Annotated in this window: 18 protein-coding genes; 5 read left to right on the top strand and 13 right to left on the bottom strand. The window is 44.4% G+C overall.

Annotated features, from left to right (window positions below; genetic code table 11):
- Positions 1–147: 147 nt before the first annotated feature.
- Positions 148–1,359, top strand: a complete 1,212-nt coding sequence (gene hflX / locus D2U88_RS04415; protein WP_119639096.1) for a GTPase HflX — start codon at positions 148–150, stop codon at positions 1,357–1,359.
- A gap of 262 nt (positions 1,360–1,621) precedes the next feature.
- Here the strand turns inward: hflX and D2U88_RS04410 are convergent, their stop codons facing one another.
- The gene (locus tag D2U88_RS04410; RefSeq protein ID WP_119639095.1) at positions 1,622–2,554 is read right to left on the bottom strand and encodes a DUF3078 domain-containing protein; all 933 of its coding nucleotides are present in this window, start codon (positions 2,552–2,554) and stop codon (positions 1,622–1,624) included.
- Positions 2,555–2,747: 193 nt separating this feature from the next.
- Between D2U88_RS04410 and D2U88_RS04405 the strand changes: the two genes are divergently transcribed.
- Both D2U88_RS04405 and D2U88_RS04400 read left to right on the top strand, forming a co-directional pair.
- On the top strand, positions 2,748–4,286 hold the full coding sequence (locus tag D2U88_RS04405) for an Ig-like domain-containing protein (RefSeq protein WP_119639094.1): 1,539 nt from the start codon (positions 2,748–2,750) through the stop codon (positions 4,284–4,286).
- A gap of 162 nt (positions 4,287–4,448) precedes the next feature.
- A complete protein-coding gene (locus tag D2U88_RS04400) occupies positions 4,449–5,966 on the top strand; it encodes an IPT/TIG domain-containing protein (protein ID WP_182859098.1) in 1,518 nt (505 codons plus the stop codon).
- Between the two features lie 175 nt (positions 5,967–6,141).
- Here D2U88_RS04400 and D2U88_RS04395 read toward each other — a convergent pair whose 3' ends face one another.
- The 9 genes from D2U88_RS04395 to D2U88_RS04355 form a co-directional block, all read right to left on the bottom strand.
- Positions 6,142–6,651: a DUF2480 family protein gene (locus D2U88_RS04395; RefSeq protein WP_119639092.1), complete on the bottom strand. Its 510-nt coding sequence runs from the start codon at positions 6,649–6,651 to the stop codon at positions 6,142–6,144.
- Positions 6,652–6,753: 102 nt separating this feature from the next.
- Positions 6,754–7,083: an SUF system Fe-S cluster assembly protein gene (locus D2U88_RS04390; protein WP_119639091.1), complete on the bottom strand. Its 330-nt coding sequence runs from the start codon at positions 7,081–7,083 to the stop codon at positions 6,754–6,756.
- A gap of 6 nt (positions 7,084–7,089) precedes the next feature.
- A complete protein-coding gene (locus tag D2U88_RS04385; protein ID WP_119639090.1) occupies positions 7,090–7,512 on the bottom strand; it encodes a SufE family protein in 423 nt (140 codons plus the stop codon).
- A gap of 72 nt (positions 7,513–7,584) precedes the next feature.
- Positions 7,585–8,811 carry an aminotransferase class V-fold PLP-dependent enzyme gene (locus D2U88_RS04380; RefSeq protein WP_119639089.1) on the bottom strand — a complete coding sequence of 409 codons (1,227 nt, stop codon included), beginning with the start codon at positions 8,809–8,811 and terminating at the stop codon, positions 7,585–7,587.
- A gap of 26 nt (positions 8,812–8,837) precedes the next feature.
- On the bottom strand, positions 8,838–10,154 hold the full coding sequence (sufD, locus tag D2U88_RS04375) for a Fe-S cluster assembly protein SufD (RefSeq protein ID WP_119639088.1): 1,317 nt from the start codon (positions 10,152–10,154) through the stop codon (positions 8,838–8,840).
- A 94-nt stretch (positions 10,155–10,248) separates the two neighbouring features.
- The gene (gene sufC / locus D2U88_RS04370; protein ID WP_119639087.1) at positions 10,249–11,001 is read right to left on the bottom strand and encodes a Fe-S cluster assembly ATPase SufC; all 753 of its coding nucleotides are present in this window, start codon (positions 10,999–11,001) and stop codon (positions 10,249–10,251) included.
- A gap of 18 nt (positions 11,002–11,019) precedes the next feature.
- Positions 11,020–11,898 carry an N-acyl homoserine lactonase family protein gene (locus D2U88_RS04365; protein ID WP_119639086.1) on the bottom strand — a complete coding sequence of 293 codons (879 nt, stop codon included), beginning with the start codon at positions 11,896–11,898 and terminating at the stop codon, positions 11,020–11,022.
- A gap of 14 nt (positions 11,899–11,912) precedes the next feature.
- Entirely contained in the window at positions 11,913–13,358 is a 1,446-nt protein-coding gene (sufB, locus tag D2U88_RS04360; protein WP_119639085.1) for a Fe-S cluster assembly protein SufB, read from the bottom strand.
- Between the two features lie 39 nt (positions 13,359–13,397).
- Complete coding sequence (locus D2U88_RS04355) at positions 13,398–13,727, bottom strand: HesB/IscA family protein (protein WP_119639084.1); 330 nt, start codon at positions 13,725–13,727, stop codon at positions 13,398–13,400.
- A gap of 224 nt (positions 13,728–13,951) precedes the next feature.
- Between D2U88_RS04355 and thiL the strand changes: the two genes are divergently transcribed.
- Entirely contained in the window at positions 13,952–14,998 is a 1,047-nt protein-coding gene (thiL, locus tag D2U88_RS04350) for a thiamine-phosphate kinase (protein WP_119639083.1), read from the top strand.
- A gap of 120 nt (positions 14,999–15,118) precedes the next feature.
- Here the strand turns inward: thiL and D2U88_RS04345 are convergent, their stop codons facing one another.
- Positions 15,119–15,373 (bottom strand): hypothetical protein, encoded by a 255-nt coding sequence (locus tag D2U88_RS04345; RefSeq protein ID WP_119639082.1) that lies wholly within the window; start codon positions 15,371–15,373, stop codon positions 15,119–15,121.
- 266 nt (positions 15,374–15,639) lie between these two features.
- Here D2U88_RS04345 and brnQ point away from each other — a divergent pair, with 266 nt between their 5' ends.
- A complete protein-coding gene (gene brnQ, locus D2U88_RS04340; RefSeq protein ID WP_119639081.1) occupies positions 15,640–16,917 on the top strand; it encodes a branched-chain amino acid transport system II carrier protein in 1,278 nt (425 codons plus the stop codon).
- Here brnQ and D2U88_RS04335 read toward each other — a convergent pair.
- Together D2U88_RS04335 and D2U88_RS04330 are read right to left on the bottom strand one after the other, a co-directional pair.
- Positions 16,914–18,182, bottom strand: a complete 1,269-nt coding sequence (locus D2U88_RS04335) for an alpha/beta fold hydrolase (RefSeq protein WP_220473480.1) — start codon at positions 18,180–18,182, stop codon at positions 16,914–16,916. The genes brnQ and D2U88_RS04335 overlap by 4 nt on opposite strands.
- Before the next feature lie 55 nt (positions 18,183–18,237).
- The gene (locus tag D2U88_RS04330) at positions 18,238–18,849 is read right to left on the bottom strand and encodes a class I SAM-dependent methyltransferase (RefSeq protein WP_119639080.1); all 612 of its coding nucleotides are present in this window, start codon (positions 18,847–18,849) and stop codon (positions 18,238–18,240) included.
- Positions 18,850–18,858 lie beyond the last annotated feature (9 nt).

The raw sequence follows: 18,858 nt of genomic DNA, 5'->3' as shown, positions 1-18,858 counted from the left end.
CATTTTGGGTTAGGTTGAATTACGTCCTCAAGATAGGAAACAATGAGGTCAAATTATAGAGTTTTCCGCGTTCATCAACCTTTAAAAGCCAAAGAACCAAAATGAGCTTTCAAAACATTGTGTAGATTTGCACTTTAATTCCTTTTGATGCTAGAAAAGAAGTCGATAGATTATGAAAAGGCCGTACTCGTAGGGGTGATTACCCAAACACAGGATGAGACCAAAGTGAACGAGTATTTGGATGAACTGGAGTTTTTGACCTACACAGCGGGGGGCGAGGTAAAAAAGCGCTTTGTGCAACGCATTGATGTGCCCAATCCCAAGACCTACATCGGTAGCGGTAAGATGGAAGAGGTGGAACATTACGTGAAGGAAAACGAAATTGGTTCCGTCATCTTTGATGACGAATTGACCCCAGCCCAACAGAACAACATCGAAAAGATCCTTCGTTGCAAGATCTTGGACAGAACGGGACTCATTCTCGATATTTTTGCCCAAAGGGCACAGACCAGTTATGCCCGTACCCAAGTAGAACTGGCCCAATACGAATATCTCTTACCTCGATTGACGGGACTTTGGACGCACTTGGAACGTCAACGTGGGGGTATCGGTATGCGTGGACCCGGGGAAACGGAAATTGAAACGGATAGACGGATCGTGCGTGATCGTATTGCCCTTTTAAAAAAGAAACTGGTCAAGATCGACCGCCAAATGGAAACCCAACGTGGGAACCGTGGTGCTCTGGTACGTGTGGCTTTGGTGGGATATACCAACGTGGGCAAATCCACTTTGATGAATGTAATCAGCAAAAGTGAGGTGTTCGCCGAAAACAAGTTATTTGCCACTTTGGACACTACAGTGCGGAAAGTGGTCATTGGCAATTTGCCTTTTTTATTGAGCGATACGGTAGGTTTCATCCGAAAGTTACCGACCCAATTGGTGGAAAGTTTTAAAAGTACCTTGGATGAGGTTCGGGAAGCCGACCTACTTTTGCATGTGGTGGATATTTCCCACCCCAATTTTGAGGAGCACATCGCTTCGGTGAACCAAATTTTGGGTGAAATTGGCTGTGCCGAAAAAAAGACTATCATGGTCTTCAACAAAATAGATCAATACCATCCTGAAACTATTGAAGAGGATGATTTGGTCACCGAACGTACCTCTGCACATTTCACCTTAGAGGAATGGAAAAACACTTGGTTCAACAAGATCGGGGACAGGGCACTTTTTATTTCCGCTTTGAACAAGGAAAATCTGGAAGAATTCCGAAAAAGGGTGTACGACGAGGTAAGGGATATCCATGTGACCCGATTCCCGTACAATAACTTTCTATATCCCGAGCATTTGGACGAGCTTTAAACCCCGTAGGCAAAGTGTATCACTTCTTCGATGAACTGCTTTTTTGGGTACAGATACCACAAGTTTTAGGGTGTTCACAACAAAAGTTTAGGGGATAACCACAAGAGAACTACTTTCATATTGTTTTTAAGTCATTTAGTGTCGACCCCACGATCTTCATTGATCTTAACCTACTTAGACATGGTCTTGAAAACTTGAAAAATCATATTAAACCCCACAAAAAAGCCCTCGATTCTGAGGGCTTTTTTTGTTTTGTGAAGTATTAGAACTTATAGCTCAATCCAAGTGTCCAATAGGTTTGCAGTTCGTTGTCGATGGTATCGAAAGTCGCTGCCGGGTCGGGTGTCGGGGCGCGGTTCACTATATAGTTAAGAGTTTCTTGTTTGTTGTTCCTCAAACCAAAATCAAATCCAACACCGATCATCTTCCACAAGGTATAGGAAAAAGAGTTGGTCCAGGTCCAGTTGCTCAGATCACTGCTCTTGTAGCTCTGGAACATGGAGAGGTTACTTTTAAAGCTTACGGCACCGATCTGTTTGGTGTAGTCCGCCACGATCTTGGCACCCATGGAAGATTCAAAAATGGTATCCTCCTTGCTGAACACAAAGTTGTATTTGAGCGGGTGGATCACCACGATCAAATCGGGAATCGGGGTCCATGTAGCACCCACACCAAGGTCAAGATACCCGGGGTCGTTAAAGTTGCTCAACAGTGTGGTCCTATATTCCGCCAAAGCAGAAACGGCAAAATGTTCACTCAGTTTTCTACCGTACAAGGATGAAATATTGAACACATCCGTTGCCTGACGGAAGCTATCATCATCCGTTGGATCGTCCTTGTCATCCAATTTCACCCAAGCCAAGTTTACGTTGGCAGCATTTCTCCAAAAGAATTTTTCTTCTTGGAGGTTGGCAAAGGCATTCACGGTAAACCCAATGTTTCCTGATGAGTTGTTCGGAATTCCCTGCGCGAACCAGTTATTGAATTGGGAAAGGCTCCCGCCAATGGTACCAAAAGCACCAATTTTCCAACCGGGCAGCGCATCCAGTTGGGCCTGCAATGCATTTACGCGTCCTTGTATAGCGGCAATGGAATCCTTCTTGGGGGCAATCTGGGCCTTCAGTTCTTCCGCGGTCTGTGCCGAAACGGCTACCAGCACGAATGAGGCCATAGCGGTTAAAAGTAATTTTTTCATAGTATGGAGTTTACTGTTTAGACCTCAAAAGTAAGAAATGTCACATTTTTAATTCGATTTCTTTCAGCAAAGGGTTGTGTGTTGGAAATCACTCTTCATCCATCAATCCAAAAGAGGCATAGGTAAGATCCTCACTTCCAATTCCATGTTAATAGTCCATCTTGTTGTGCCTTAATATCAAAAATTCAGAAAAATGAAAATTAGAAAACTTTTATGGGGTACCTTGGCCGTAACCGTATTATGGGCATGCGACCCCAACGAGCCTGTATCAACCTATGTAAATACCGCCCCGGTAGTCAAGGATCATAGCTTTAGTGCCAAGGAAGACATTTCAGACACCCAGATCATTGGCACTGTAACCGCCAAAGATGAGGTGGACCATGACAAAATCACCTTTAGCATCCGCACCAATGATGATGACCTTTTCGAAATCTCCCCTTCGGGTAATTTAAGCTTGGCCCAAGGGAAACACCTCGATTTTGAGACCGCCGAAGAACATACCATTACCATTATGGCCCATGATGGCATTGTGGGGCGCTATGCCGAAGTTACCATCGCCGTGGAAGATGTAGAGCCAGAACCGGATTCCCCTACCATTGCCCTGAACAAGGAATCTTTGGAACTATACACCTTGGATACTGAAACCCTAACGGCCACTGTGACCAATGCAGAAGGTCTTGAGATCATTTGGACCTCGGACAATGAGGAAGTAGCCACGGTGGATGAAACGGGGAATGTTACTGCGGTAAAATCTGGCACTGCCATCATCACGGCCAAGTTGGGCAAGACCACGACCACTTGTACTGTTGTGGTAAACCCAAATGTGTATGTGGCCGGATCAATAACAAATGACAATAATGTTTCGGTTGCGGCCCTTTGGAAGAACGGTGTTCTACAAGAATTATCGGATGGGACCACTACCGCAGGTGCAAGATCTGTATTTGTTAGTGGCTCTGACGTTTACGTAACTGGCTTCGTTAACGATGCCAATAACATAGCCATAGCAACCCTATGGAAAAATGGGGTGGCCCAAGAATTTTCCAATGGGATTGTTGATGCCTTTCCACAATCCATATATGTCGATGGTCAAAATGTGTACGTGGTCGGTTCTATGGATTACTCCCCTCGCATGGCTGTTCTATGGAAAAATGGGGTCATGACCGAGCTTTATGAAGGCAACAATGAATCTTGGGCTCGCTCCGTATCCGTTATTGAGGGAGACGTATATGTTGGAGGTTATATTTATGACGACAACAACTTGCCTGTGGCAACACTCTGGAAAAATGGTTCAACACAAGAGCTATCCAACTTAAATGGTTCATCGGCAATAATTTCAGTTTTTATTGATGGGAGTAACGTATATGGTGCAGGATTTTCCACCAATGCCAACAACGATCGAGTTGCAACATATTGGAAAAATGGGATTGCTCAACCATTTGATGATGGGAACATCAATACCGTTATCTTCTCCATATTTGTACAGAACGATGTAGTATATGCTACGGGAAATACTGGTAGTTTTCTATCCACCGTTTGGATTGATGGGACACCACAATATCTTACCGATGGCACCCATTCGGCAGATGGAATTTCAATAGCTGTTGACAGAGACAATGTTTATGTTGCTGGTGATGATCTTGGCACAAAACAAGTTTTATGGGTCAATGGAACTGTACAGAACTTTACTGATGGGACAAAGTTTGCATCCGGAAACTCTGTCTTTCTAAAATAAAATTTTTCTTGTATCCATGTTGTAGGCCCAGTTAATCGCTGGGCCTTTTTCTTACCTACTGAATCCAAAAGCGCCATCCGTCAAACTGTTAAGGCCACACACCAATTGACCTCTACTTATAGGTACATAATGTCCTTTCTTACACTTTCAAAAACAATTACCATGAAAAGAAAAGGAACCTTATTCCCTGTATTGCTCTTTACAATGGCCTTTGTGCTCATTTGGTCCTGTGGCAAAGACGATGATCCAAAACCCATGGACACTATGCCCACCATAATCGATTTTAATCCTGCTTCTGGGCCTGTGGGTACGCAGGTCACCATTAATGGAACCCATTTCAGTGCCACACCGGCAGAAAATGAAGTAAAATTTGGCAATGTGCCCGCCAATGTGGCCATCGCTACCAGTACCAAACTTATCGTCACTGTTCCTGAAGGGGCGACCACAGGTAAATTCAGTGTAACAGTGGATGGAGAAACCGCCACCAGTGTGACCAACTTCACAGTGACCACTACCATTGCCCTTGATAAGAGTTCATTGGAGCTGTTTACGCTTGACAATGCTCCCTTGACCGCCACGCTAAACCAAGGGAACAACTCCGACATCACTTGGAGTTCGGACAACGAAAATGTGGCCACTGTGGATGAAAACGGCAACGTAACCGCCACTGGGTCGGGTACTGCTACCATCACAGCCTCTGTTGATGGTGATGAGGCCACCTGTACAGTGACCGTTCACCCCAACGTGTATGTGGCAGGTTATACAACTAATGCCGATAAGATATCCATGGCAACCTCATGGAAAAATGGGGTGATCCAGAAAATCTCGCTTGGAAGCAACTCTTCTATTGCAAGATCTGTATTTGTCAAAGGCCACGACACTTATCTGACCGGAAGCATGGCCAATGATAATTTTATATACTTGCCCTTCCTTTGGAAGAATGGGAACACCGAAGATTTGGCCAGTGGTCTATTCAATTCAATTCCATCATCAGTTTATGTGGATGGAGAAGATGTGTATGTCGCCGGGTATATCCATTCGGGAACCAGCAACATGGCTGCCTTATGGACAAACGGAGGTTTTGGAGCATTGACCAATGGAGACAAGGATTCCAGTGCCTTCTCTGTATTTGTTTCGGATGGAGACGTTTATGTAGCTGGCTATATTAATAATGCCGATGATCTGCCCGTGGCTACTTTATGGAAGAACGGAGTAATCCAAAATTTACCCGGTCAAATCCCTGGGTCTATTGCTCAAGCCGTGTATGTGGTAGGAAACGATGTTTATTTGGGTGGAAGTTATAAAAATGCCAACAATATATCCGTAGCAGTCATCTGGAAAAATGGGGTAATCCAAGATATATCCGATGGTATCTCCAATGCACAGGTCACATCCATATTTGTTAAAGATGGTGATGTGTATGCTACAGGAACCAAAACCAATGGCAATAATCTTGCAGTTGCCACGGTTTGGAAGAATACAACCGCTCAGGCTCTTGCGGACGGAACTACCTCTTCAAGGGCCTATAGTATCTATTTGGATGGGCTTGACATCTATGTTGCGGGCGATGTTAAAAATGGCAATAACATCAACGTTGCAACCCTATGGAAAAACAATTCGGCCCAACCACTTTCAGATGGAACCATTAATGCCTCAGCCCTTGGAGTATTTGTAAAATAACAATAAAATTAAAACCTGCCTAAAAATGGCCCTGCAGTAATGTGGGGCTTTTTTGTTTATAATCTTCAAAGAATCAAGATAAAAATGAATTCATGTAAATTAGTGAAATTCGTGCCGTTCCAACTCAAAATTCTGATGTCAGAAGTCAGATATCAGATGTCTTGGAGCAATCTGGTTACTTCTTTTTCTTGAAGAGTGGCACAGAGGAACAGGCTTCCCCATACATCACACTTTTGGCCACTTCCTGTATTTTTACCATGGCCATGATGTAAGCATTTTCGGGAACGGGTTTATGGGAACATCCTTTGATGATTACCGGCTTATCCCTAAATACTGAGACATCAAGGTTTTCCAGAATGGTCTGGTAAAGGGAGGTTTCCAAATCTACCAAATTCCCCACAACGACCTTTTTAGCATAGGGTGCCAACCTAGAAGCTACCAACATAAAAGCCCAACCCGGGATTATGGCATCCGAAGAACAATGAAGCGCCACATAAGCATCTTGGTAGTTGGACCAATTATGGGCATCCACATAGGCACGGAACTCCTTTTCACGCAAGATAATGCCTTCATAAAGCCATTCTGAAACGTCCAGTACCTTCCGTTCACCTTTGGGATAATAATCTTCCAGGTCAAAGGTGACCAATTGGCTTTGGGCAACTCGGTTTATGATTTCTTTTTCCATACTGTCCTTCCTGCGAAAGCAGGAATCTTTTTAATTGAACATGGATTCCGCACCTTACTTCGACTCCGCTCAGTATTCGTGCGGAATGACATTACAATCCAGCTACAAAAGACCCAACTCCAACTTCGCTTCTTCGCTCATCAGTTCCTGGGTCCAAGGAGGATCAAAGGTGATTTCCACCTCCACATCGTTCAAATCGTCTATGGATTTTACCTTTTCTTCCACCTCTACGGGCAAACTTTCGGCCACTGGGCAGTTGGGAGATGTTAGGGTCATCAAAATCTTAACATCATTATCCTCGTTCACGAACACATCGTAAATCAACCCCAACTCATAAATGTCAACCGGTATCTCGGGATCATAAATGGTCTTGAGGACCCTTACTATTTTTTCACCCAGTTCTTGGGTATCTATGGTGATTTCTTCGCTCATCTTGTTCTAGTTTAATTGTGTTTGATAGGCCACAGCGTACAATTTCAATTGCTTGATCATGCTTACCAAACCATTGGCCCGGGTGGGCGACAAATGCTCCTTCAATCCAATTTCATCAATAAAAGCGGTGTCGGCATCGATGATATCCTTTGGCTTTTGATTGCTGAATGCCCTGATCAATATGGCAATGATTCCTTTGGTGATGATGGCATCACTATCTGCTGTGAACACCAATCTGTCCCCATCGAGCTCGGCATGTACCCATACTTTGCTCTGGCAACCCTTGATCAAGTTGTCATCCGTCTTATATTGATCATCGATCAATGGAAGTGATTTACCCAGTTCTATCATGTACTCATAACGCTGCATCCAATCATCGAACATGGAGAATTCATCCACTATATCATTCTGTATCTCTTGTATCGTCATGTTTCGGTTTTGTTCAAAAATACAACTCGGAAAGTTGCTTTTCAAGTGTTTAAGATAATGATAACGGTTGGCCTACAACAACATATTTCTGGCCCTCTTCACCCCTTTCACCAAAGCATCCACTTCTTCTTGGGTATTGTAAAAACTGAAACTGGCCCTTACCGTTCCCGGGATTTTATAAAAATCCATAATGGGTTGGGCGCAATGGTGACCTGTTCTAACGGCTATTCCCAATTTGTCGAGAATGGTCCCGATATCATACGGATGGATTCCATCAATATTGAAAGAGATCACCGAAGTTTTGTGCTTGGCCGTTCCATAAATCCGCAATCCTTCTATGGTGAGCAACTGTTCCGTGGCATATTGCATCAATTCTTCCTCATATTGGGCAATGGCTTCAAAACCGATATGGTTCATGTAATCCAAAGCGGCACCAAAAGCGATGCCACCACAAATATTGGGAGTGCCCGCTTCAAACTTGTGGGGGAGATCGGCATAGGTGGTCTTTTCAAAAGTAACCTCAGCGATCATTTCGCCCCCACCTTGATAGGGTGGTAGTTTGTTGAGCCACTTTTCTTTCCCATAAAGCATGCCTACCCCCGTGGGGCCACACATTTTATGGGCAGAAACGGTATAAAAATCCACATCAAGGGCCTGTAGATCGGGTTTGATGTGGGCCGCAGCCTGTGCACCATCAATCAAAACAGCTGCACCCACTTTATGAGCTGCATCTATAATTTTTTCAATGGGGTTGATGGTTCCCAAAGCGTTGGACACATGGTTACAGAAAACCAACTTCGTCCTATCGTTCAATAGCTTGTGGTACTCCTCCATAATCAATTCCCCATTCAAATTCATCGGAATCACCTTCAATGTGGCGCCCGTGCGCTCACAGAGCATTTGCCAAGGCACAATATTGGAATGATGCTCCATGGCGGAAACGATTACCTCATCCCCATTTTTTAAAAAGGAAGTAAAGCCCGTGGCTACCAAATTGATGCCATGGGTAGTCCCAGAAGTGAAAATCACTTCGTAGGAATGGGCAATATTGAAGTGTTTCTGGATTTTTTGCCTTGCCACTTCATAGGCATCTGTTGCTTCCTGTGAGAGTGTATGTACCCCGCGATGAATGTTCGCATTATACCTGTGATAGTAATCCACAATCACATCGATCACTTGCTGGGGAGTTTGAGAAGTCGCGGCATTATCCAAATACACCAAAGGCTGCCCATTTACCTCTCGGTTGAGGATGGGAAAATCCTTGCGGATGGTCTGTATGTCCAAAGTGGTCTGCAACATGGGAATGCCTAAATTTCTGTTATCTATTAAAGATCGAAACCGACCCTTACACCCAATTTATTGGCAATAATCTTGTTTATCCTTGATTTTAGCTCTGGGATGCGCACACTTTCCAAAACGTTGTTGGCAAAGGCATACATCAACAGGGCTGTGGCCTCTTTTTTGGGAATCCCCCTAGATCGTAAATAGAAAAGGGCATCCTCGTCCAACTGGCCAATGGTACATCCGTGGGAACATTTCACGTCGTCCGCAAAGATTTCCAATTGGGGTTTGGAGTTGATGGTGGCCCTGTCGCTCAACAAAATATTGTTGTTCTGCTGGAAAGCATCCGTCTTTTGGGCAATCTTGTCCACAATGATTTTTCCATTGAAGACCCCTGTGGAACTATCACCAAAAATTCCCTTGTAATCTTGGTGGCTCTCGCAATTGGGTTGTCTGTGGTGCACCAAAGTGTGATGGTCCACATGTTGTTTGTCCCCCAAAATGGTCACTCCTTTCAAGGTAGAATCGATGCGTTCGCCGTTTTGGTAGAAGTTCAGGTTGTTACGGATCAATTTCCCTCCGAAGGAAAAGGTATGTACCCGGACCACACTGCTGTCCTTTTGTGAAATATAGGTGTTATCCACCAAAGATGCCGTTGGGGCATCATTCTGAACTTTATAATAATCCACAATGGCATCCTTGCCTGCAAAGATTTCCGTTACCGAATTGGTGAATACCTCATTGTCCGTCAAGCTTTGGTGGCGCTCAATGATCTGAACCTCGGCATTGTCTTCCGCCACGATTAGGTTACGGGGCTGCAACATGAGCGCTGCCTCATTGCCTGTTGCCAAATGTAAAATCTGGATAGGCTTTTTGGGCATTTTGTTCTTCGGGATATAAATGTAGGCCCCTTCCTTGCTAAAAGCCGTATTCAAGGTGGTCAACGATTCATCCTTAGAGGCTACTTTGTTAAAATATACCTCGATGACCTGACGGAACATCGGTTTGCTGAAAGCGGAGCTCATCAAGCAAACATCCACCCCATCATGGGTGGTTTCCGAAAGGTAGGAACTATATACCCCATCCACGAACACAATCTTGTAGGTATCGATCTCGTGAAGGAAATATTTCTTCACATCCTTATATTCCAACGTTGATTCCTCTTTGGGGAAAATGCTGAAATCTACCTTTTGAAGGCTGTTTAGGGATGTATATTTCCAAGCTTCCTCCTTTTTGGATGGAAACCCTTTGTTTTCAAAATTCTTGATGGCCTCCGAACGTACTTCGTGAACCGGATGATCCAAGTCCACATTGTTCTCGAAAGCCAAGAATGATGAGATTAATTTTTCCTTTAAATCCATATTTTACTCCTTGTCATTCCTGCGAAAACAGGAATCTCATTAAGATTGTTTTTGAATCATTTGGATTCCCATTTTCATGGGAATGACAAAATGCTTATACCGTCGCTTCCTGTTTGATCCAATCGTACCCTTTCTCCTCCAACTCAAGCGCCAATTCCTTGGTGCCGGATTTCACGATTTTACCGTTGTACAATACGTGGACAAAATCTGGTACGATATAATCCAACAAACGCTGGTAGTGAGTGATTACGATGATCGCATTGTCCTTGTTGCGCAGTTTGTTCACTCCATTGGCCACAATACGAAGCGCATCAATGTCCAAACCGGAATCGGTTTCATCCAAAATGGCCAATTTCGGTTCCATCATCGCCATTTGGAAGATCTCGTTACGTTTCTTCTCCCCTCCAGAGAACCCTTCGTTCAAGGAACGGGAAAGAAACTTGCGGTCGATTTCCAACAACTCGGATTTCTCACGGATCTTCTTCAACATCTCATTGGCGGGCATTTCTTCCAAGCCACGTGCTTTGCGGGATTCGTTGATGGCGGTTTTGATGAAGTTGGTTACCGATACCCCTGGAATCTCCACAGGGTATTGGAACGAAAGGAAAATTCCTTTGTGCGCTCTTTCCTCTGGGGCAAGCTCATCAAGGTCCTCACCCTCCAAAATAATACTGCCCTCCTCTACCTCAAACTCTTCCTTTCCGGCAATCACCGAGGCCAAGGTACTTTTACCAGACCCGTTAGGACCCATAATGGCGTGTACCTCTCCGGCATTCACCTTTAGGTCGATTCCCTTCAGGATTTCTTTATCTTCTACGCTTGCGTGTAAATTCTTGATTTCTAACATGCTGTTCTTCTTCAAATATTATTTTAAGTAGTTGGGTGCTTTGGGCAATTTTTCAAAATCTTCTTTGGAATGTTGTAGGTATACGGTTGCCCCTTTTTCCTCTGCAAAGGCCTCAAACGCTGCCATACTTGCCTTGGTCTGGGCCACATCGTAATTGAAAATGGGTACTCTACGGTATTCCCTGTTTTCATAAAAATGGTACATGTCGCCAGAAAGCAACAAAGGACCAAACTCGGCCAAATCCAAAAACAGTACTTGGTGTCCTGGAGTATGTCCGGGCATAAATTTCATCACCACGGTACCATCGCCAAACACATCATAATCGGTGTTCGCGATTTTCTTGACCTTGGTCAAATCTTTTATGGCATTATAGATGTCCGCGTTGTTCTTTTGGTTCTCCTCGCTAGTCGCAAAATCATATTCCTTTTCCTGTACCAACCAGGTAGACCCTGCAAACTCATTGGCGTGGCCAACATGGTCAAAATGGGTGTGGGACAAGGCGATGTAATCAATGTCACTGGGTTTCATCCCAATGGTGGCCAATTGGTTCACCACGGAATCCTTCCTAGAAACGGTAAACGCCCCATCTGGAGACGTGTAAGGTGCATCCATACCGACCAAGCTTTCAGGAAGTCCGGCATCCCACATCAAGGTACCTTTTGGATGTACGATGACGTAAAACGCATCGCCAAACTCCTTGGATTGTCCTGTATACGTGGTATCTTGGGAAAAGAGTTCCAACTTGTTCGCATTCACGGTACCCCCACTGAAGGCGTAGAGTTTCACTTCCGGTTTTGCTTCTTCCGCCACGGTCTGTTCCACCTCGGCGGTTTCTTTTTTGGCCTGCTTGCAAGAAAAAGTAGCAAGGACCAACAGTAATGCCAGTAACTTTTTCATACGTTGTTTTTTGTTTATCCTACAGAACCTTCCAAGCTGATTTCCAATAGCTTTTGGGCTTCCACGGCAAATTCCATGGGCAGTTTGTTCAACACTTCCTTACTAAAACCATTCACGATCAAGGCAATGGCCTTTTCGGTATCGATGCCACGTTGGTTGCAATAGAAAATCTGATCTTCCCCGATCTTACTCGTGGTAGCTTCGTGTTCTATCTGTGCCGATTTGTTCTTCACTTCAATATAAGGGAAGGTATGTGCCCCACAACGGTTGCCCATCAACAGGGAATCACACTGGGAGAAGTTCCGCGCATTGTCTGCACGGCTACTCACCTGCACCAAACCTCGGTAACTGTTTTGGGACTGCCCTGCGGAAATCCCTTTGGAAATGATAGTGCTTTTGGTGTTCTTGCCCAAGTGAATCATCTTGGTTCCGGTATCGGCTTGTTGAAAATTATTCGTTACGGCGATGGAATAGAATTCCCCGATGGAATTGTCTCCCTTCAATACGCAGGAAGGGTATTTCCAAGTTACGGCGGAACCGGTTTCTACCTGTGTCCATGATATTTTGGCGTTCTTTTCACAAAGGCCACGTTTGGTCACAAAATTGAAAACGCCTCCTTTTCCTTCCTTATCCCCAGGGAACCAGTTCTGTACGGTTGAGTATTTGATTTCAGCGTTATCCAAAGCAATCAACTCCACTACCGCGGCGTGCAATTGGTTCTCGTCTCGGGAAGGTGCGGTACATCCTTCCAAATAACTTACATAACTACCCTCATCGGCAACCACCAAGGTTCTCTCGAACTGGCCTGTTCCTGCTTGGTTGATTCGGAAATAGGTGGAAAGTTCCATCGGACATCTAACTCCTTTCGGAATGTAGCAGAAAGACCCGTCAGAGAATACGGCCGAGTTCAATGCTGCATAAAAATTGTCCTTTTTAGGAACCACGGTTCCAATATACTTCTTCACCAATTCAGGGTGTTCTTGGATGGCTTCGGAAATGGAACAGAAAATAATGCCCTTTTCGGCCAAGGTCTTTTTGAAAGTAGTGGCCACAGAAACGGAGTCCATTACGATATCCACTGCAACACCGGCCAATTTCTTTTGCTCGTCAATAGAAATCCCCAACTTTTTAAAGGTGTCCAACAATTCGGGATCTACCTCGTCCAAACTATTGTACTTCGGCTTCTTGTTGGGAGCCGAGTAATAGGAAATATCCTGAAAGTTGGGTTTTTTATAAGTCACGTTGGCCCATTCAGGCTCCTCCATTTCTGTCCATGCACGATACGCCTCCAAGCGCCATTCCGTCATCCAATCTGGTTCATTCTTCTTTTTGGAAATGGCAATCACGATTTCCTCGTTCAACCCTTTGGGAAGGGTATCCGATTCAATATCCGTGTAGAAACCGTACTCGTATTCCTTGGTCTCCAGTTCTTTTTTTAATTCTTCCTCTGTATAAGCCATATCTTATAAGTTAGCCAATTACTGGCCCTTTGTCAATAATTAAAGCGAAAAACTTTCTCCGCATCCACAGGTGCGTTGCGCGTTGGGGTTGTTGAACACAAAGCCCTTTCCGTTCAACCCTCCCGAATATTCCAAAATGGTGCCTACCAAGTACAGAAAGCTCTTTTTATCCACAATGATGCGAACTTCATTGTCTTCAAAAATCTTATCTGTATCCGCTGCGGTCTTGTCAAACTTTAGTTCGTAAGACAATCCGCTGCACCCTCCACTTTTCACACCGACACGGACAAAATCGGTTGCAGCGTCATAACCTTCCTCGGTCATGAGCGACACCACTTTTTGTCTTGCCGTATCCGATACTTTTATCATCTTACTTGAATTTAATCTAAATAGCCCACAAATATACTGTATAAGAAGGGTTTTACCATATTTACTAACATTATAATAACGAATGATTCCATAGGTCTTTTCTATGGAATTCGCACCCACTGGCTTTCTGGTACATTACATAAATATTTTGAAACCTTTGTCGTAAAAAATATTATGCCATTGCCCACTTTACAATTTACGATTATCCTGTTTACTTTTGCAAAATGCTAGAAGACAAGAATCCACAACGAACTTCCTTGGAAGAACTGGGCGAATTTGGTTTGATCGATCATCTTACCCAACATTTTGAATTGAAACAGCCTTCCTCTTTGGTAGGGGTTGGCGATGATGCCGCAGTGATGGACTTCAAAGACAAAAAAGTGGTCGTTTCTACCGATATGTTGGTGGAAGGGGTCCATTTTGACCTGAGCTATATGCCCCTGAAACACTTGGGTTATAAATCGGTAATGGTCAATCTTTCCGATATCTATGCCATGAATGCCATGGCTACCCAAATCACCATTTCCATGGCGGTATCCAACAGGTTTCCTTTGGAAGCCCTTGAGGAATTTTACGAAGGGGTTGCCTTGGCCTGCAAACTCTACAACGTGGATTTGGTCGGAGGGGATACCACCTCATCCAACAAAGGCATGATCATTAGCGTTACAGCTATCGGGTCTGCTGATGCATCCAAAATTGCATACCGCAAAGGCAGCAAACCGAACGATCTTTTGGTCGTGACCGGAGATCTGGGCGGTGCCTATCTGGGCCTACAGGTATTGGAACGTGAAAAGGAAGTGTACAAGGTAAACCCCAACAGTCAACCTGATCTGGAACCGTATTCCTATCTGGTGGAACGCCAATTGAAACCAGAAGCCCGCAAGGACATGGTAGAACTGCTGGAAAAATTGGAGGTAAAACCGACTTCCATGATCGATATCAGTGATGGGCTTTCTTCCGAAATATTGCACTTATGCAAGCACGGTGAGGTGGGCTGCAATCTGTTCGAGAATAAAATTCCGTTGGATCCCTCGGTCATTTCCACTTGTGAGGAATTCAAGATGGACAGTACCATGATCGCTTTGGGAGGGGGTGAGGATTATGAACTCTTGTTCACCATTGACCAGGCCGACTTTCCAAAGATCAAGGGGAATCCGAATCTAACGGTTATCGGGCATATGACGGAGAAGAGTGAAGGGGTACACCTCATTACCAGGGCCGAAACCAAAATTCCCATTACGGCGCAAGGCTGGAACTCGTTCAAACCATAAAAAAATCCCGAAAATCAAGGGCATCCCTACCATGGTTTTGGGGCACGCAACCGATAGCAGTAGGCAATTACTTAAGTTTCCGGGATTAAAGATTTGGGCCTCTTAAAAAATAAAAAAGGGCTATGCCACTTGGTGCACTACCCTACTTTTTCTTTTTCTGTACATATCTTCCAATGTACTGTTGATTTCTTGCATTTGGGGTGTCAAGACAGATAGTTTGCCGCTGACATCCGTGGTAACCTCTTTTTGGCAATGGATGCATTTGTATTCTTTGATGTGCTGGGTCACTTTTTTGGAAACCACATAATGGTGCCCGAACAAGCTGCAGAAAAAAGAAGTGAATTTGTTGCCGTGGTGGTGGGTAGAAGTTTTCATAAGCCGGTGTTGTTTGGAAAAAGCATCGAGTGCGATTTGGGGAATCGAAAAATGCCGTAATTTGGTTAAACGTAGTTTTTTGTTATATCGAATTGTTTTGGGTTCAACTTTTCTATAGGAACGGATGTTGATAACTTTTTATTTTGCACGCTTCCGAACAAAGTCTTTTTTTCGACGAAATGCAGGCTTATCGTTAAAAAGTCGATAAAATCCGCTGAACAACGCTTTCGAAATATACCACATTGAAAATAAATTATCAACACCCTATGAACAAAAAATCATTAACAATTACCTCTTTTGCCCTTTTTTCCCTCTTTTTTGGTGCTGGTAATCTTATCCTCCCTCCTCTTTTGGGGTTCAAAGCAGGAAATCTTTGGTGGTTGGTGGCCTTAGGGTTCTGTGTTTCGGGTGTAGTGGTCCCTTTAATGGGCATTTTGGCACATGCCAAACTGCAGGGCACCATGTTCGATTTTGCCAAAAAGGTGTCCCCGTTATTCAGCACAGTGTATTGTTTTATCATGTATGCAATCGCCATAGCACTGCCTTCGCCCAGGACAGCTTCGGTCACCCATGAAATGGCTATACAACCCTTTTGGGATTCTTCCTATTTACTTACCAGCCTCATCTATTTTGTACTGGTTTTCATTTTTGCCATCAACCGCACCAAGGTGTTGGATCTTATTGGAAAACTGCTCACCCCTGGAATCCTTATTGTTTTGGTTTTAATTATGGTCACGGCCCTTTTTACCTTGGATTTTGATTTTGCCCCTTCCGCCTTCGACAGTCCATTCAGTTACGGCATTCTGGAAGGCTACCAAACTTTTGATGCCATTGGCGCCGTTGTGGTGGGTGCTGTGATCATTGTGTCCATCAACCTGAAAGAAAAAGAAGCTACCTACACTGATAAAAGACGGTTGATCCGTGCTGCCGGGTTTTGGGCTGGTTTAGGACTCTTTGTAATCTACGCCGGACTTATTTTAACGGGTGCCCTTTTTGGAAAATCCTTTGACGAGGACATCTCCCGAACCGCATTATTGAGCGGCATCAGCATAGCGACATTGGGCAACACGGCCAACCTATTCTTGAGTGTTTTGGTCAGTTTGGCCTGTTTTACCACTGCCGTGGGCATTGTTACCGGTACTTCTGATTTTGTGAAAAGCCAGTTCAAGGACTCTATTTCGGCGTACAGGATCACTGTCCTAGTCGGTTGCGTTTTGGGTGTTTTGATGGGGCAGTTCAACGTGGGCTACATTATTGCCGTGGCGTTACCTGCCCTTATGTTCATCTACCCTATCACCATCATATTGATTCTGTTGAATGTACTGCCCAACAGATTTACTCCGCCCACAGTATTCAAAACTGTGGTCTTGGTAACCATTCTTTTCAGTATCCCTGATTTCTTGGGAAGTATTGGTTGGGGGGAGGCTATCCAACCCTATACCTCATGGATACCTTTGAGTCAATACCAACTGGGATGGGTATTGCCTGCCCTAGCGGTCTTAGTCATTTCCAACCTGACACAACAAAAAACAGAAATCGCTTAGTAAAAAACGGAATCAAAAAAAGATTTCATTTCGGCGGCATAAGGCACCCCATACTTGGCAAAGGTGGCACGCGTCTGTGCATCGGGTTTCCAATCAAAAAAAGCATGTCCGGCACCTTCCACTTGAAGGTACTCCACCGTTTGTCCTTTTTCCTTCAATAGATTTACATAACCCTGTATCATGGCATCGGGAATTATCGGGTCCTCGGTACCGCGCACTATAAAATGTGGGATAGCTCTATCCGCCACGTTCGGCACATGTTCGGAAGGGGAAACGGCATCCAGATATCCTTGGTCGGTCTGCTGGATAAACTGTTTAAAATCAGAAGCATTGAACGGGCCATAACTTGGAGCTGCCACCTGAACGGCATCCACGATCTCCTTTTTAACCTCATCCACGGATTTGCCTTTTGGCATATAGGTGGGCATGTACTCAAAAACACCTTCCGATGTGCCAAAACCACCATCACCTATCATGGGACTCAACAATGCGGCCGCTGCAGAAAGGTGCCCCCCTGCACTATCGCCTGTCACGGCAATCTTGGTGGGGTCGGCCCCATATTCCTTTGCATGTTCCTGAATGTGCGCAATACCCCCAAAAACATCTTCGATCAAATTGTGCATATAGTTGGGTGTTGCATCCCCATCCAAGTTGTTCACCCAACGATAATCCATACTGAACACCACATATTGATTCCCTTTGGTAAGTTCCCTGGCCAATCCCCTCATCACATCCTCATTATTGGAAGACCATCCTCCACCATGAATGATTACCACGGCAGGCAGATCTTTGGCTCCTTTTGGGGCAAACACATCATATTTTAAAGGTTTAACGCCTGGTTTGGCATACACCACATCGTGGGTCACATTCAGGTTTTCTACCAAGTTGTTTTCCACAAAGGTGGCCCCGACAGACATGTCCTTATCCACAACAATTTTCATGGTAGGTGTAAAATTCTCGATACTGGTTGTTCCCCACATGCCCCCTTTGAATGTGTAGTACACCACATCCAAACTATATCCTTCGGATGGTGTAGCGGTAACGGTCAGCTCTGTCCCAGCAACTACTTTTCCATCTGCAGGAAGTTCAGGGGAAACGGTATATGTTCCGTTTTCTGGAGCGACCAAGGTCACCAAAAAGGTTTCTTGGGCTTCTATGTCAATTTTTGGGGTCGATGCCATGACAGTTCCAAAAATAAAAAGGGAACATATGGAAAGTACATTCTTGACTGTCCATTTATGCCTTGGGTTGAAAATCTTAATCATTGTTGGTTTGTTTAGGTTGATGTACAATATATCCAATAAAATGCTTCGACTGTGATTATTCCATCCTTTTTCTGAATCCGCAGTATAAAAAATTCTGCTTGGTGCCAAATGGAGTCGTGTGGTCCTCTGTAGTGCATTTAATCGTGTCGAACTTTTCCCCGAACAATTCCGTCATTGATTTCTCCGAGTATTGTTGGATTTCGAGACCACTGCATTTGGTAGGGCCTGCTTCTGAAAAAGTACCCAATACCAAATATTGAGACACATGCTGGTTGACCAGTTTAAGATAGATGTTTACCTGCCCAGGGGTCGTCAAAAAATGAAAGGCGGCCCGATCATGCCAAAGATCGTAGGTTTCTGTGGGATGGTATTCGACTATGTCGCTCACCACCCAATTTACTTTATTGGCCCTATCCCCCAAACGGTTTTGTGCCTTTTCCAACGCATTTGCTGAAATATCGAGCACTGTGATATCCGAATACCCTTCCTCCAAAAGATAATCGGCCAAATTACTGTCACCACCACCCACATCAATGATCTTGGCATCTTTGTCAAGCCCAAAACCTTTGATAAATTCCAAAGAAGTACTGGGTCGCTTCTGTGTCCAACTTACCTCATCGGGAGATTTGGTCTCATACACCTGTTGCCAGTGTGCCCTTCTATCCATATAAATTCA

Source organism: Flagellimonas aequoris (assembly GCF_003584165.1).
Lineage (GTDB): Bacteria > Bacteroidota > Bacteroidia > Flavobacteriales > Flavobacteriaceae > Flagellimonas > Flagellimonas aequoris.
This window is presented reverse-complemented; position numbering and strand designations above follow the sequence as displayed.